This is a genomic window from Actinoplanes sp. CA-015351, assembly GCF_050955685.1.
Taxonomy (GTDB): Bacteria; Actinomycetota; Actinomycetes; order Mycobacteriales; family Micromonosporaceae; genus Actinoplanes.
On the sequence record NZ_CP192102.1, the window covers coordinates 3,931,602 to 3,946,766 of the forward strand.

At 70.8% G+C, this 15,165-nt stretch carries 10 protein-coding genes; 2 read left to right on the plus strand and 8 right to left on the minus strand.

What is annotated here, in order from left to right; translation table 11 throughout:
* Positions 1–14 precede the first annotated feature (14 nt).
* Positions 15–4,076, plus strand: a complete 4,062-nt coding sequence (locus ACQP2E_RS17965) for a trypsin-like peptidase domain-containing protein (RefSeq protein WP_433833114.1) — start codon at positions 15–17, stop codon at positions 4,074–4,076.
* Between the two features lie 22 nt (positions 4,077–4,098).
* Positions 4,099–4,419, plus strand: a complete 321-nt coding sequence (locus tag ACQP2E_RS17970; RefSeq protein ID WP_433833116.1) for a CU044_2847 family protein — start codon at positions 4,099–4,101, stop codon at positions 4,417–4,419.
* On the opposite strand, the gene ACQP2E_RS17975 is transcribed toward ACQP2E_RS17970, so the two are convergent.
* From ACQP2E_RS17975 to ACQP2E_RS18010, 8 genes are read right to left on the minus strand one after another with little or no spacing between them, the layout of a single operon-like run.
* The gene (locus tag ACQP2E_RS17975) at positions 4,391–5,095 is read right to left on the minus strand and encodes a hypothetical protein (RefSeq protein WP_433833118.1); all 705 of its coding nucleotides are present in this window, start codon (positions 5,093–5,095) and stop codon (positions 4,391–4,393) included. The genes ACQP2E_RS17970 and ACQP2E_RS17975 overlap by 29 nt on opposite strands.
* A 58-nt stretch (positions 5,096–5,153) precedes the next feature.
* Positions 5,154–6,233, minus strand: a complete 1,080-nt coding sequence (locus tag ACQP2E_RS17980) for an LLM class flavin-dependent oxidoreductase (RefSeq protein WP_433833120.1) — start codon at positions 6,231–6,233, stop codon at positions 5,154–5,156.
* Positions 6,230–8,185 carry an ABC transporter ATP-binding protein gene (locus tag ACQP2E_RS17985; RefSeq protein WP_433833122.1) on the minus strand — a complete coding sequence of 652 codons (1,956 nt, stop codon included), beginning with the start codon at positions 8,183–8,185 and terminating at the stop codon, positions 6,230–6,232. The genes ACQP2E_RS17980 and ACQP2E_RS17985 overlap by 4 nt, the downstream gene beginning before the upstream one ends.
* The gene (locus tag ACQP2E_RS17990; RefSeq protein ID WP_433833124.1) at positions 8,163–10,016 is read right to left on the minus strand and encodes an ABC transporter ATP-binding protein; all 1,854 of its coding nucleotides are present in this window, start codon (positions 10,014–10,016) and stop codon (positions 8,163–8,165) included. The genes ACQP2E_RS17985 and ACQP2E_RS17990 overlap by 23 nt, the downstream gene beginning before the upstream one ends.
* Positions 10,000–11,607, minus strand: a complete 1,608-nt coding sequence (locus tag ACQP2E_RS17995; RefSeq protein WP_433833126.1) for a dipeptide ABC transporter ATP-binding protein — start codon at positions 11,605–11,607, stop codon at positions 10,000–10,002. The genes ACQP2E_RS17990 and ACQP2E_RS17995 overlap by 17 nt, the downstream gene beginning before the upstream one ends.
* Positions 11,604–12,479, minus strand: coding sequence for an ABC transporter permease (locus ACQP2E_RS18000; protein WP_433833128.1), 876 nt, complete (start codon positions 12,477–12,479; stop codon positions 11,604–11,606). Before ACQP2E_RS18000 ends, ACQP2E_RS17995 begins: the two co-directional genes overlap by 4 nt.
* Positions 12,476–13,450, minus strand: a complete 975-nt coding sequence (locus ACQP2E_RS18005) for an ABC transporter permease (RefSeq protein WP_433833130.1) — start codon at positions 13,448–13,450, stop codon at positions 12,476–12,478. Before ACQP2E_RS18005 ends, ACQP2E_RS18000 begins: the two co-directional genes overlap by 4 nt.
* A gap of 55 nt (positions 13,451–13,505) precedes the next feature.
* Positions 13,506–15,146 (minus strand): ABC transporter substrate-binding protein, encoded by a 1,641-nt coding sequence (locus ACQP2E_RS18010; RefSeq protein ID WP_433833132.1) that lies wholly within the window; start codon positions 15,144–15,146, stop codon positions 13,506–13,508.
* Positions 15,147–15,165: the final 19 nt, after the last annotated feature.

Sequence of the window (15,165 nt, forward strand, 5' to 3'; positions counted from 1 at the left end):
AACCGGGGGTGGCCGTGACGGGCAGCACCGAACCGATGGCGGTGGCGCGCATCCGCGACGCCGCCGGACGGCTGGCCGGCAGCGGATTCCTGGTCGCGCCGGACCTGGTGCTGACCTGCGCACACGTGGTGCTCGCGGCACTGCGGACCCCGTTCACCGACGAGCCGCCCGACGACCTGATCAACCTGGATTTCCCGGTTCCCGGCGGCGACGAACGCCTGCGTGCCCGCGTGCTCGCCTGGACCGCGCCGGGCACGCCCGGTCGCGGCGACACCGCGTTACTGCAGCTCGCCGCCGCGCCGCCAGCTTCGCTGACGGCTGCGCGCCTGCGACCCGCGGCCGCGGTCTGGGACGAGCCCATGCGCATTTTCGGGTACGCGGTACGGCGCCCCGAAGCCCTCGGCGACAGCGTGGCCGGCGTGGTGGTCAACACCCGCGGCTCGGGCTGGCTGCAGTTGCGGGTGGAGGACGGCGACCCACCGGTCGAGGCCGGGTTCAGTGGTTCGCCGGTCTGGAGCCGGGCCTCCGGCGCCGTTGTCGGCATGGTGGTCTCGGTCGTCACCGGCACCCGGACCGTGAACGCCGTGCCGGTGGGTGACCTGTTCCGGGACTTTCCGCGGCTGGGCGTACCGGACCCGGCCGAGGTGTCGCCGTACCGCGGGCTGGAGCCGTTCGGCGAGGACCACGCCGCCCACTTCCGCGGTCGCGAGGCGCTGACCGGGCGGCTGACCACCCAGATCCGCGACCGTGGCCTGCTCGTGCTGATGGGCCCGTCCGGGAGCGGCAAGTCGTCGGTGCTGCGTGCCGGTGTGGTGCCGGCGCTGCGCGCCGAGGGGACCCGCGCCGCGACGGCCCGGCTGGAGCCCGGCGAGTCCGTCGACGACCTGCTGGACCGCCTGGTCGCCCCGTTCCTGCCCGGTGTCCCGGGCCGTGCCGGGCTCGACGCGGCGGCCGGTGACGGCCGGATTCTGCTCATCGTGGATCAGCTGGAGGAGGCCGGCCCGGCCGCCGTCCGGGAAACCGTCGTGAAACTCGGCGGCCTGGTGCGGGCCGCCCGCCGTCGTGCCGACGGCACCGCCCGGGTGATGGCCGCCGTCACGCTGCGCGCCGCAACCCTCGAGCAGGTGATGAACGCCGAGGTCGCCGACGTGGTACGCGACGCCGCCATCGAACTGGTGCCGCCGATGAGCGACGACGAGCTGCGCGCCGCCGTCACCGCGGGCGACGTCGCCTTCGAGCCGGGACTGCCGGAGCGGATCGTCGCCGACGCGGCGGACGAGCCCGGCCGACTCCCGCTGGTGGAGTTCGCCCTGGAACAGCTCTGGCTGCGCCGCGACCGCAACACGCTCACCCTGGCGGCGTACCAGGAGCTGGGCCGGGTCTCCGGTGCCCTCGGCAGGCACGCCGGACAGGTTCTCGAACGGATGGATCCGGCCGGCCGCGAGCGCGCTCGGCAGGTGCTGACCAGCATGGCCAGCCCGTCGGAGGACGGCAGCGGGTTCCGCCGGCGCAGGCTGGACCTGACCGGGCTGGACGCGGCCCGGCGGGCGGTCGTCGAATACCTCGCGGCCCGCCGCCTCGTCGTCATCACCAGCGCCGAGGGCCGGCCGGAGTACGCCGAACCCGCTCACCAGGCTCTGCTGGAGAGCTGGCCCGAGCTGGCCGGCTGGCTCGCCGAGGACCGCGAGTTCCTGGCCTGGCGTCTCCAGCTGGACGCCGACCGGCGACGCTGGGCCGGCGAGGGCAAGGACCAGGGCGTCCTGCTGCGCGGCAACGCCCTGAACACCGCCCGGCACTGGGCGGGCAGCCGGGCGGACCGGCTCACCGAGGCCGAGAGCGAGTTCATCACGGCCAGCGGGCAGGGCGAGCGCCGGCGGCTGCGTCTGCTGCGCGGTTTCACCGCTGTCGTCTCGGTGCTCGCCATAATCGCCGGCGTCCTCGCCGTCGTCGCCTATCAGCGCGGCTCCCAGGTCTCCGACCAGCTGCGGGACACCGCCTCGCGGCAGCTGGCCGCACACTCACAACGGTTCCGGGACACCGATCCGGCGGCGTCGCTGCAGTTCGCCCAGGCCGCCTGGCGCACCGCGGACACCTCCGAGGCGTACGGGGCCCTGCTCAGCCAGTACGGACTGCTCGACCCGGTCGACCGGGTCTACGAACGGCTGTGGTCCGGTGAGGCGACCCAGATCCACGCCAGCAGCGACGGCAGCACCGCGATCGTCACCTCGGCCGACGGCCCGGTCGTGCTCACCGGCCTGACCGGCGACGACGTTCATCGGATCAGCCTGACCGGCGCGGATCCCGAGGACGAGTTCAGGATCGATCCGACCGGGCGGATGATCTCCGCAGCCGCCACGAACGGCCGGGTGATCCTCTGGGATCTGGCCCGGCCGGATGCGCCCCGCACCCTCGCCCCGGCCGGCGCGGGGGACGTGTTCGGCCCGGGGTTCACGGCGTTCTCCGCGGGTGGTGAACGTCTACTGGTGCACCGTTTCGCCCTGGACAGCAGGAATACCGATCTGCGGGTGTGGGACACCGGAAGCGGCGCGGCCGTGCCCACCACGGTCCTGCCCGGCTACGACACCACGTCACGCGTCTATTTCGGTGCGGACCCGGACACCGTGCTCGATTACGGCATCAGCACCGCCGAGCTGCGCGAACTGGGCACCGGGCGAGTTCTGCGGCGATTCGCCGGGACGTCGTACACGATCGCCGAGAACGGTGCGGCGCTGGTCTCCTGCGAGAGGGACGACCCGATCATGCGGATCCAAGAGACCGCGACCGGTGCGCTGCGGCACACGGTCGATGCCGGCTGGTGCGGCTCGCTGAGCGCCGATGCGGCAATGCGCACGGTCTACGGCACTGGCGGATCCAAGACCCATCGGGCGGTCACGATGGTGCACACCGGGACCGGCACGGTCTATCGGGGGCAACTGCCGTTCGACCCGGAGGCACCGCTTGGCGCCCCGTCGGCGAAAGTGGCGGTGGCCGACGGGGACGGCGGACTCGTGCTGCTCGGGGTGCGGCAGAACACCCTTTACCGGATCCGCCTCGATCAGGCTGTGGCACCCGAGCCGCAGGACGGCAGCTGGGTGATCACGCCGGACGGCCGGCACGCGGTGACGGCCAGGGACGACGGGACGATCCTGATCTCCGACGCCACCGACGGCCGGGTCGTCACCCAGGTGACGGGCCGGACCGCCCAGACGGCGGCGCGGGTGCTGATCAGCGCAGACAGCCGGTACCTCGTGGCTACCGAGCCGGGAGCGCTCGCGACGTATGCCTTGCCCGGTCTGACCCTCATGCACCGCATGACGCTGCCCCCGGGCGACACGAGGGTCCCGGACAGCGACTTCACCGCGATTGCCACCCTGCAACCCAGTGGGCCGGACAGGGTGATCGCCCTGTACCACGGCAGTCTCAGCCAATGGGAGATCGCCACCGGGACGGCCATCGGCGCGCCGCTGCCGATCAGCCCGGGCGAGACCTATACGCAGGCGCTGTACGGGCAGGCGGTGATCTCCGGCAACCGGCCCGGGCATCCCGACCAGGTCGTGGTGACCCGGCAGACCGGTGCCCTCGAGATCTGGAGCCTGAGCGAGCGGCGAGCCGTCGACCTGCCGCTCGACATCCGGGCGTCGATGAACGACCGCGGCACGGCGTTCGACGCGAGCGGCAATCAGCTGGCCGTGCACACTTCCGACGGGATCGTGGTCGCGAACCTCGCCACCGGCGAGCGACGGCCGGTGTCGACCGGCGAGCTGAGCATCCCGCTCGGTTTCATCGGCGATGGGCTGCTCGTGGTGCAGCTCATCGGCTCGGTCAACACCGCGCAGATCTGGGACGTCGGTCTCGGGCAGAGCGTCGGCGTGGTGGTCTCACCCGACACGAAGAGTCCGTGGACGCTGACCGGCGACGTACTGGCCAGCCCGGCCCGGGACGCAGGCCGTGTCGTGCGGCTCGATCCGCAGGCCTGGTTCGCGCGGTTGTGCGCGCTCAGCTCCCGGCCGTTCACCGATGACGAGGCCGCGCTCATCCGCCGCGACAACGCACCGGTCGACCCGCCGTGCGGATGACAGCGGTCGATACAGTGATCACATGACTGACGTCGTAGCGATGCCCCTGGACGGCGGCGGAACCGTGTTTGTCGAGGTCAGCGCGGCACCGGGCGGCCTGGAGAACGTGGGCCGGCCCGCCGAGATCATCGGCAAGGCCTCGGAGACGCTGGAGCAGGCGCTGGCCCAGATCCGCCCGGCCGCCGTGGCGATCCGCGACAGTGTGCGCTCGCTGGCCGAGCCGCCGGACCGGGTGAGTGTCGAGTTCGGTGTGAAGGTAACCGCCGAGGCGGGCGTGGTCGTGGCCAAGGCGACGAGCGAGGCGAACTTCACGGTCAAGATGGAATGGGGTCCGGCAGCCTGAGCGAGGGCCCCGGAACTGGCGCTGACGGGTCGAGGGGTGCCGGGCCGAGGGGTGCCGGGCCGAGGGGTGCCGGGCCGAGGGGTGCCGGGGTCCGCGGGCAGTGCCGGCGGGCGAGGCGGCCGAGGGCTTCGGCAGGTTCCCGGCGGGAGCCGCAGGTGACGCTCCCGCCGGTTGTTGCCGTCCAGGACGTGAAGGTCCCGGTCACCGGGGTGGTGCAGGCGACCGTGAACGCGGCGGTGACCGTCTCCGCGGCCTCGTAGAGCAGCAGCTCCGGGATGGCCGGGTCGTCCTGGACCTCCGCGAGCAGGATGGCGCGGGTGGCGCCGGTTGCCGCCGGGCCGGTCCTGACGGTGCGGCCGATCTCCGTGCTGAGCGAGGCTGCCAGGGCGGGCGTCCAGGTCTCCGGGGCGGCTACCTGGGTGATCGCCGTGGTGACGGGTTCGTCGAGGACCACCGTGCTGTCGGCGATCCGTCCGTCGAGCACGGTCACCTTGATCAGCTCTGCGCCGGTGGACGGTGGGGACCAGTGGATTCCGGCGGTGGGGTCGCAGCCGGACGCGACCGGGGCCGGCGTCGCCGTCGTTGGCGCCGGGTTTGGTGGTGGCGCGGCCGCGGGGGTCGCGCAGGCGGCGAGGATCGCTACCGGGAGGGCGAGCGCCGCCGCACGCATGATCATCGGGCCATCATGCTGGAGGGCGCCCGGTGGCGCTGTCCCGGATCCCTTTGATCTTGTGTTATGCCGGTGTCATGTCGGTCGGCCTAGGGTGGTTTTTGAAGGCCGGTTTCCAGCCGAGGGCCGGCGCCACGGTCTCGGCCAGGTCGGTGAGGAGCCTGACGTTGTGGGGGAGGTCGAATGCAGGCGGCAGGAACAGCACGATCTCGTCGGCCGCGGTCAGACCCGGGTCGGCCAGGACCGACTCGATCACCTCCTCGGGGGTGCCGTGATAGACCGGGCTCATCAGCATTCCGGGCGGGAGGGCCGCGGTCAGGGTGGGCGCCAGCGCGCCTTGCGGGCGGGACGCGTGCGGGCCGCTGGTGCGCCGCTCCCGGTCGTATGCGGCGTAACGGTCACGCAGTTCGGAGCTGGTGCCGGGCAGGATCGAGGCGGCCACCGCCACCGGCGGGGCTTCGGTGCCGTGGGTCGCCGTCCACTCCGATCGGTACGCGGCGATCAGCTCGGCCTGGTGCTGTGGAAAGGAGACTCCGGCGGGGACGTCGTGCAGGATCGTTCCGGTGATCAGCCGCAGGCCCTGCCGGGCGGCGGTGACAGCCGAGGCGGTGCTGCCGGAGCCGTACCAGATGCGGTCGCGCAGGCCTGGGCTGTGCGGGGTCACCTTCAGTGCGGTGCCGATCGGGGGCCCGCCCACGCCCTTCTTCTCGGTGACGGTGTGGATGGTCTCGCCGGCGACGGCGGACAGGAACCGGGCCAGGCGGCGCTGACCCTCCTCGCGAGGGGAGTGCGGCACGGATCCGAAGATCGCGTCCCACTGATCGGTGCCGCTGGAGAACGCGATCTGCAGGCGGCCGTCGATGAGCAGATCCGCGGTTCCGGCGGCCTCGGCCAGCAGGATCGGCTCCTGGAAACGGGCCGGGATCACCGCGCTGCCCAGCAGGATCCGGCTGGTGTGCTGACCGGCCGCGGCGAAAAATGGCATCGGCGATGACAGGTAATTGTCGAAATGCCGCTGGTAAGCCCAGCCGGACTGATATCCGAGGGCTTCAGCCGCCTGGAAAAGGGAGATGCCGTCGCGCAGGCCGCGGGCCGCCTCCCCGGTGGGGAACGACACCCGGGTGTTGAAACCGAGTCTGGTCACTGGGCTCTCCAAGCGTCGATGAGGGCGGCATACCGGCCCGGCCGGGCGGCGAGGGCCGAGTGGTGGCCGGACTGCACGATGCGGCCACCGTCGAAGACGAGCACCCGGTCGGCCGTCTCGGCGGTGATCATGCGGTGGGCGATGGCGATCGTGGTGCGGCCGCGGGTGAGCACGGCCAGGGCTTTCTGGACGGCTACGTCGGTGGCCGGGTCCACCCCGGACGTGGCCTCGTCGAAGATGACCAGGTCCGGGTCGGCGAGGGCGGTGCGGGCGAGGGCGACGAGCTGGCGTTCGCCGACGGAGAGGCGTTCGCCGCGGAGCCCGACCTGCGTGTCCAGGCCGTCGGGCAGACCGGCGAGCCAGTCGCTGAGGCCGAGCTCGTCCACGATCCGCTCGACTCCGGCACGCGACGAGCTGCCGCGGGAGGAGCCGTCGGCCGTCTCCGGCCCGGCACCGGCACCGGCACCGGCACCGGCCGTGGGCGTGTGGCCGGGAGCGGCTTGGGATTCGCCGCCGGGTCCGGTTCGGGGTTCGCCGCCGGGGGCGGCTCGGGATTTGCCGCCGTGTCCGGCAGCGGGCGGTGTGCCGAGGTTGATGTTGTCGGCGATGGTGCCGTCGAAGAGGAAGGGGTCCTGGGGGACGATCACCACTCGGCCGGCCAGGGACGCGATCCGGTCGAGGGCTACGCCGCCGACGCAGATCGTTCCGGCGGAGGGGAGGACGCGGCGGGTCAGCAGCTTGGCGAACGTGGACTTGCCGGAGCCGGTGCGGCCGACTACTGCCACGTGTTCACCCGGCTCGATCGAGACCGACAGAGCGTGCAGGACCAGGGGGCCCGAGCCGTAACGGGCGGACACCTGGGTCACGCGTACTCCGAGCGGACCTGGCGGGAGCGCGGAGCCGCCGGTAACCGCTTCGCTGGGTGTGGCGACCAGTTCGAGGGATCGGCGCCAGCCGGTCAGGGCGTTCTGCGCCTCGCCGAGGCTCTGCACGAGGAATTGGAGGGGTCTGACGAAGAACGTGACCAGGAAGATCATGGCGACGACCTCGCCCGAGCTGAGCCGGGGCTGCTCGGGGTTGCCGGCCAGGGAGAACCAGACGCCGCCGAGCAGGACGGTCACCGTCATCACGCCGATGGTGACCTCGCCGAGCGCGGTGTTGCCGTGCAGGGGGACGAGCGTGCGCAGCAGGCTGTCGCGGGTCTGGTCGACGGCGCTGTCGAGCTTGCCGGCGGTGCGCGCGGCAGTGCCGGTGGAGCGGATCACCGCAGCGCCCGCCACCGATTCGGCGACGACGCCCTGCAGCCGGGACAGGTCGCGGCGGGCCCGGGCGTACCGGCGGGCGATCACCCGCTGCATCAGCATCATCGTGGTGATCAGCAGGGCGGAGAGCAGCAGCACGGGCACCGCGAGCTGCCAGCTGAACACCGACATGATCACGCCGGCGATCACCAGCTGGGCGGCGTTGGTGACGAACTGGATGCCGCCGCCCTGCAGGAACGTGGTCACCTGATCGACGTCGCTGGTCAGCCGGGAGACCAGATCGGCGCTCGGCGCCCGGTCGGCGGTCGACGCGGCCATGTCGTGAACCCGGCGCAGGCCGTCGCGACGCAGGCCGGCCAGGGCGCTCTCCACCTTTTCCTGGAGACGCCGGTTGAGCAGCAACGACGACACGCCGGCGACCAGCACCGCGATCGCGCCGACGGTGACGGCCGGGGCGACCGTGTGCGGCGCGAGACCGGAATCGATCGCCCGCTGGATGGTCAGCGGCGCCACGATCCGGCCACCGCCGGCCAGCAGGGCGAGCAGCCCGGTGACGAGCAGACCCTGCCGCAGCTGCGGCGAGAAACGGAGAGCGGTCTGGAGAAACGCGCGACCAGAGATGGAGGTCAGGCCAGGAGCGGCCGCTTCCGGCCGTTCGCGAAAGTGGTCACGAGACAGGGGTACGCGCATCGCCGGCGGCCTCCTCATCAAGATCGGAGACACTGCCAGAGGCGTGGTCAGAGTGCTGATAGGCAGTCACGATCCGTCGATATTCGTCGACGGCGAGCAGCGACGAGGGCGTGCCGGTCGCGACGATCCGGCCGGCGCGCACCAGGACGACCCGGTCGGCGATCGCTACCGCGCCCGGACGGTTCGTGCTGATCAGGACCGTCGGGCCGCCGTCAGCCACCAGGTCTGCCAGCGAGGCCAGGACCTGCTGTTCGACACGGGAGTCCAGGGCCGACGTGGCGTCGTCGAGGACCAGCAGCCGGGGCTTGCGGACCAGCGCCCGGGCCAGGCAGATCCGTTGCCGCTGGCCGCCGGAGAGGGTTGCTCCGCGTTCGCCGACCACGGTGTCGAGGCCGTCGGGAAGTTCCCGGACGATGTCGTCGGCCGCTGCGGCCCGCAGCGCCTCCCACAGGTCCGCGTCGTCCAGGGACCGGTCGAGGGTGAGGTTGTCGCGCAGGGATTCGGCGAACAGGAACGGGCTCTGCGACACCACGGCCACCGCGTCCGGGACCACGCCGGCGGCCAGCTCGCGGACGTCGACTCCGTCGAAGGTGACGGTGCCGGTGGTCGGGTGGATCTGTCCGCCGGCCACGTCGAGCAGGGTGGTCTTGCCGGAGCCGACCGCGCCGACAACCACGGTGACAGTGCCGGGTTCCAGGGTGAGGCCGGCGTCGCGCAGGATCTGCCGTTGCCGGCGGGTGACGCCAGCGGCCAGCTGTTCGACGCGTAGCGGGCTGAGCTGTTCGAGCGAGCGGGAGCCGTGCCGGAGGACCTCGTCGGAGTCGAGGACCGCCTGGACACGTTCGCGGCCGGCACCGGACATCGGGAGCATCGACAGGAAACGGCTGATCACGTTGAGCGGGATCGCCACGGTGATCAGCAGGTACACCACGCCGACCAGGTCGCCGACGCTGAGGCTGCCCTGCTGCACCCGGGGCGCGGCGACGGCGAGCACGACGAGGACGGCGGCGGTGGGCAGCAGTTCGAGCAGCGGGTCGAAGATCGAACTGATCGAGGCCATCCGCAGGTCGGCGGCGCGCAACCGCTGCACGCCGGGGGCGAACCGGGCGTCCTCGGCGTCGGTGAGGCCGAGGCTGCGGACCACCGGTCCGCCCTCGATCGACTCCAGGGCGACACCGCCGACGACGCCACGGGCGGCCTGGGTGTCCCGGGCACGCGGGGCGAGCAGCCGCTGGTATGTGACGTTGAGCGCCAGGACCAGCGAAACCAGGACGAGGCCGACGAGTCCGAGCACCGGCGCGCGGAAGAACAGTTCGGTGAGCGCGAGCAGCAGCATGAACACCATGCCGAACGCGAAGTACGCGAACTGCATCGGCGACCAGAGCGCGTCCACGTCGGAGATGGCGTGGGCGAGCAGCCGGCCGGGGGAGTGCCGCCGATGCCAGGCCGGGTCCAGGGCCAGATATCGGTGGATCACGGCCCGGCGGGTCTCGGCCTGCGCGCGATACTGCACGCGGCCGGTGGCCAGGCCCCGGACGAAGATCGTGCTCCATCGGGCCGCCGAGATTCCCAGCACCAGGCCGGCGCTGGTCCACCAGGTGCTCGCCGGCACGGCGTCACCGGCGAGCGCGGGGATGACCAGGTGGTCGATGGACCAGCCGATCGCGGACGCGCCGGCCACCATGGTCGCCCCGTTGATCAGCCCGGTGACCGTCGCGACCGCCGCCGGCCCTGGATTGGCCCGCGCCCCGGCAAGCTGCCCGAGAAGCGCCGACCCCCGCCGGGTGTCAGCCAGCGTCGACCGGCCCCGAGATTCAGGAAGCGTCGACACGGCGCCCCGGGATCGCGTCGATCAGTTCCTGGGTGTATTCGCTCTGCGGGTTGGTGAAGACCTCGGCGACCGGGCCCTCCTCGACGACCTTGCCCTCGCTCATCACCGACACGGTGTGCGAGATCTCGGCGACCACGGCCAGGTCGTGCGAGACGAAGAGGTAGGAGAGACCGAGGTTCTTCTGCAGGTCAGCGAGCAGCTGCAGGATCTGTTCCTGGACCAGCACGTCCAGAGCGGACACCGGCTCGTCGAGCATCAGCAGCTCAGGCTCCAGCGCGAGCGCCCTCGCGATGGCGACCCGCTGCCGCTGGCCGCCGGAGAGTTCAGCGGGCAGCCGGTCCAGGTACGACGCCGGCAGCGCCACCTGATCGAGCAGTTCCAGGGCCCGGGCCTGCCGGGTCCGGCGGTTGCCGATTTTGAAGGAGACGAGGGGTTCGGTGATCGACTGGCCGATGGTGAACTTCGGGTCCAGGGTGGCGAACGGGTCCTGGTGCACGAGCTGGGCCTTGCGGCGCAGCGGGCGGACCTGGTTCCACGACAGGTTGCTGATCTCGGTGCCGTCCAGGACCACCGAGCCACTGGTGGCCGACTCGAGGCCGAGCGCGATCCGCAGGGTGGTGGTCTTGCCGCAGCCGGACTCGCCGACCAGGGCGTGCGTGCGGCCCCGGGGTACCTGGACGCTGACCTTGTCGAGGGCGTTGAAACCCCGCCGGCCGCGCCGCTGGTCGTTGATCGAGAACGTCTTGCTGACGTCGGTCAGGGTCAGGACGGAATCGGGGACGTGCTCCCCGCGTACATCAAAGCGCGGAACCACCCGCCCGGCGTGAGCGAGCCGGGGTGCGGCAGCGATCAGCTGCCGGGTGTATTGATCCTGCGGGTTGCGCAGGATCGTTGCCGGATCACCCTCTTCGATCTTGCGGCCGCCCTGCATCACGATGACCCGGTCGGCGCGGTCGGCGGCGACGGCCAGGTCGTGCGTGATGATCAGCAGGGAGATGCCCTGCTCGCGGACGAGGCCGCTGAGGTGGTCGAGGATCCGTTTCTGCACGGTGACGTCGAGGGCGCTGGTCGGCTCGTCCGCAATGATCAGTTTCGGACGGCCGGCCAGGGCAATGGCGATCAGGGCGCGCTGGCGCAGGCCGCCGGAGAGTTCGTGCGGATATTGGTGTGCCCGCAGTTCGGGGTCGGGTACGCCGGCCTGGGACAGGAAATCGAGGGCCGAGTCGGTGCCGCCGCGCAGCGTGATCGCCTCGGTGACCTGGGCGCCGATCCGCTTGGTCGGGTTGAGGCCGACCATCGGGTCCTGGGGGATCAGGCCGACGACCGAGCCGCGCAGTTTGCGCAGGGTGCGTTCGCGGGCGCCGGCCGTCTCGATGCCGTCGACGACGGCGGAGCCCGCGGTGATCCGGCCGTTCGCCGGGAGCAGGCCGATGATCGCATTGGCGGTGCTGGTCTTGCCGGAGCCGGACTCGCCGACGATGGCGACCACCTCGGACTCGCCGACGCTCAGATCGAGCCCGATGACAGCGGGGGTGACGGTCCGATGCCTGACATATCCGACATCGAGGCCTTTGATGGCTACCAGGCTCATCGGGTCAGCTCCTGCAGTGTCTTGGAGATGTGGTTGAGGCTCAGCACCAGGACCGCCACGAACAGGCCGGGCAGCAGGCTCAGCCACCACGAGGTGACCAGGTAGTTGCGGCCGTCGGAGATCAGCGTCCCCCACTCGGCGGCCGGCGGGGCCGCGCCGAAACCGAGGAAGCTCAGCGACGCGATCGCCAGGATCGCCACGCCCGCGTCGAGCACGGTCAGCACCGCGACCGGGCCCCACGAGTTCGGCAGGATGTGCCGCAACAGGACCCGGGTCCAGGAGGCGCCGCCGGCGCGGGCGGCTTCCACGTACGGCAAGGTCTTGACCCGTAGGACTTCGGCGCGGGTGGTTCGGGCGAATCCGGGGACGATGCCGATGCCGACGGCGATCGCCACCGGCAGGGTGCCGTACCCGAGGGCTGTCACGATCGACAGGGCGAGCAGCAGGCCGGGGATGGCGAGCAGCACGTCGACGATGCGCATCAGGATCGCGTCGAGACGGCCGCCGAAGAACCCGGAGACGATGCCGATCGACAGGCCGGCGACCGCCGCGATGGTCAGCGCCAGCAGCGTCGCCTTGATCGTCAGCGGGGAGCCGTAGAGGACACGGGTCCACAGGTCGCGGCCGTAGACGTCGGTGCCGAACAGATGCTCGGCGCCGGGCGCCTGCATGGCCTGCTCGGGGTACGTGTCGTACGGCCCCCAGGAGGTGAACAGCTTCGGGGCGAACGCCGAGATGATCACGAAGAGCACGTAGACGACGGCGATCAGGAAGGCCGGCTTACGAACCAGCTGAACCAGAGCCGACCGCAGCTCGGCCCGGCGCCCGGAAGCCGGGGCGAGAACCAGGTCAGGAACAGTCACGGTGGTCATAGCGCCACCACCTCCGGAGGGGTCACCTTGGCGCGGGTGTGCGAGATGCGCGGGTCGAGCAGCGGGTAGAGGAGATCCACGATCAGGTTCACCACGACGAACAACGCCGCCGCGATGGTCACCACGGCGAGGACGACCGGCACGTCCTGGGAGAGCACCGCTTCCTGCGCCAGCTTGCCGACGCCCTCGCGGGTGAAGACGGTCTCGACGACGATCGCGCTGGTCACGGTCAGCCCGACGATCACGCCGAGGATCGTCATGGCGGGCAGGATGGCGTTGCGGAACGCGTGCCGCAAATGCACTGCCGAGCGGGACAGCCCCTTCGCGCGGGCCGTGGTGATGTACGCCTGCGACAACGTCTCGTCAAAGCTCTTGATCAGCACCTGGGCGAGAATCGACGAGTTCAGGATCGAGATCGTCAGCACCGGCATGACCAGCGACGACGCGCCCTCGGTGCCGGTGGCCGGGAACCAGCCGAGCTGGAACGAGAAGAACTGGATCAGGAACAGCGCGATGAAGAACTGCGGGAACGACGCGCCCAGGGCCGGCAGCCGGGTGAGGAACGTGCGCAGCGGGTTCCAGCGCGCGAACGTCGCGACGTACGCGAGCGTCGAACCGGCGACCAGCGCCACCGCGGCGGCGGTGGCGCTGAGCAGCAGGGTCTGCCCGATCCGCTGCCCGATCAGCTCGGTGACCGGCACCTGCTGGGTCAGCGAGATGCCGAAGTCACCCTGCACGGCGGCCCAGAGGTGGTGCCAGTACTGCGCCCAGATCGACTGGTCGAGCCCGAACTGGGCCTTGCCGGCCTCGATCTGCTCGGGGGTGAGCGAGTCCAGCTGGAGCCCGGCGGCGGCGAGCTGCAGCTCCATCGGGTCGCTGGGCAGCAGGTAGAGGATCGCGAAGGTCAGGGTGTAAGCGGCCCAGAGGACGACGACGGCCTGGAGGACTCGACCCACGACATACCGGGTCATCGATGTTCCTTTCCGAGGAGAAAGGGGCCCCACAAGGGGGCCCCTGCAAAACCCGTCAGTCCTTCCAGACGTCGTTGAGCTTGATGAAGCTCTCCGACGTGAACGCGAATCCGTGCACCTTCTCGCTGAGGCCGGCCTTCTGCACCCGCTCGTTGAGCGGAAGCGTGATGCCCTCGTCGATCAGGTAGTCCTGCAGCTCCTCATAGGCGGCAGTGGTCTGCTTCTCGTCGGTGGTCTGCAGCGCCTTGGCGAACAGGTCCTGGACCTTGGTGACCGCGTCCGGCGTGGACGCCTGCCGGGCCAGCGCCTTCGAGTTCGCCACGTCCGGGTTCAGGATGAACTGCAGCGCGCCGGGGTCGGCCCGGGTGAAGTACGTCGAGGTCAGGTCGTACGAGCCCTCGGCCAGGTAGGTGGCCTGCTGTGCCGGGGTGAGCTGGCGCAGCGTGATGTTGATGCCGACCTTCTTGGCCTGCGCCTGCAGCAGCTCAGCGCTGGAGACGAACGAGGTCAGCGGGTAGTCGATGGTCAGTTGCTTGCCGTCCTTGACCCGGATGCCGTCCGCGCCGAGCGTCCAGCCGGCCGCGTCGAGCAGCTTGCCGGCCCCGTCCGGGTCGTAGGCGAGCTTGCTCTCCTCGGACTTGAAGTACGGCGTCGTCGAGTTGAACGCGCCCTTCACGACCGGATATCCGGCGCCGTAGATCGTGGTGGCGTAGGTCTGGCGGTCGATCGCCTTGGACAGGGCCAGCCGGACCTGCTTGTCGGCGAGCGGCCGACCGGCCGTCGTGTTGGAGAACAGAGTGTAGGAGACACCCGGCAGCGACCGCTCCTCGATCTTCTTGCCGGTCTTCTCGATCAGCGTCTGGTCCTGCGGCGAGAACGGGTTCCGCGGCCAGGCGATGTCGATGGCGCCGCTGGTCAGGTTGCCGGTGCGGACGCTGTCCTCGGCGACGTAGTTGAAGATCACCTTGTCCAGGCGCGCTTCACCGGTGTTCTCGCTCAACGAGGAGCCCCACGTGTACCCGGCCCGCTTGGTCAGCACCGTCTCGGTCTTCGGCGTGTAGTGGTCCAGCACGAACAGACCGGAACCGATCACTCCCTTGCCGGTGCACCGATCGGCCGGGCTGAGCGCGAACTCGGACGGGTCGGTGATCGCCAGGTTTGTCGTGGACGTGGCCTGCAGGAACGACGAGTTCGGCTTGCTCAGCGTCAGCTTCACGGTCAGCGGGTCGACCACTGTCGCGCCGGTCAGGCCCTGGATGTAGGAGGCGCCGTACGCGGCTCCGTTCGTGGTCTTGACCGTCTCGATCCAGCCGGTGACGTTGTCGGCGACCGCCTGCGCGTCCACCTTCTTGCCGTTGCTGAACGTCACGCCGTCACGCAGCGTAAACGTGTAGGCCAGGCCGTCGGTGCTGATGTCCCACTTCTCGGCGAGCCAGGGGACGATCTTGCCGGTCTCCGGGTCCTGGTCGGTCAGCGAGTCGGCGAAGTTCCGGATGATCGACCGGTGCTCGATCCAGTACACCTGGAACGGGTCGATGCAGGAGAAGTTCGGGTTGTCCGGCCAGAAACTGACCTTCAGCGTCCCGCCCGATTTGGGCGTACCCGAGGCGGTGTTGGCGTCTTCTCCGCCGCCGCCGCAGGCGGCAAGGGCGAGCGAAGCAGTAAGGGCGACCGCGAGGGTCCTTATATATCGCATATTTCGGGTCCTTCAAGGG

Bases quoted from the DNA above. Each gene is read 5' to 3' on its own strand.
- ACQP2E_RS17970 (WP_433833116.1), top strand. From the start codon at position 4,099: ATGACTGACGTCGTAGCGATGCCCCTGGACGGCGGCGGAACCGTGTTT.
- ACQP2E_RS17975 (WP_433833118.1), bottom strand. From the start codon at position 5,095: ATGATCATGCGTGCGGCGGCGCTCGCCCTCCCGGTAGCGATCCTCGCC.
- ACQP2E_RS17985 (WP_433833122.1), bottom strand. From the start codon at position 8,185: ATGCGCGTACCCCTGTCTCGTGACCACTTTCGCGAACGGCCGGAAGCG.
- ACQP2E_RS17995 (WP_433833126.1), bottom strand. From the start codon at position 11,607: ATGAGCCTGGTAGCCATCAAAGGCCTCGATGTCGGATATGTCAGGCAT.
- ACQP2E_RS18000 (WP_433833128.1), bottom strand. From the start codon at position 12,479: ATGACCACCGTGACTGTTCCTGACCTGGTTCTCGCCCCGGCTTCCGGG.
- ACQP2E_RS18005 (WP_433833130.1), bottom strand. From the start codon at position 13,450: ATGACCCGGTATGTCGTGGGTCGAGTCCTCCAGGCCGTCGTCGTCCTC.
- ACQP2E_RS18010 (WP_433833132.1), bottom strand. From the start codon at position 15,146: ATGCGATATATAAGGACCCTCGCGGTCGCCCTTACTGCTTCGCTCGCC.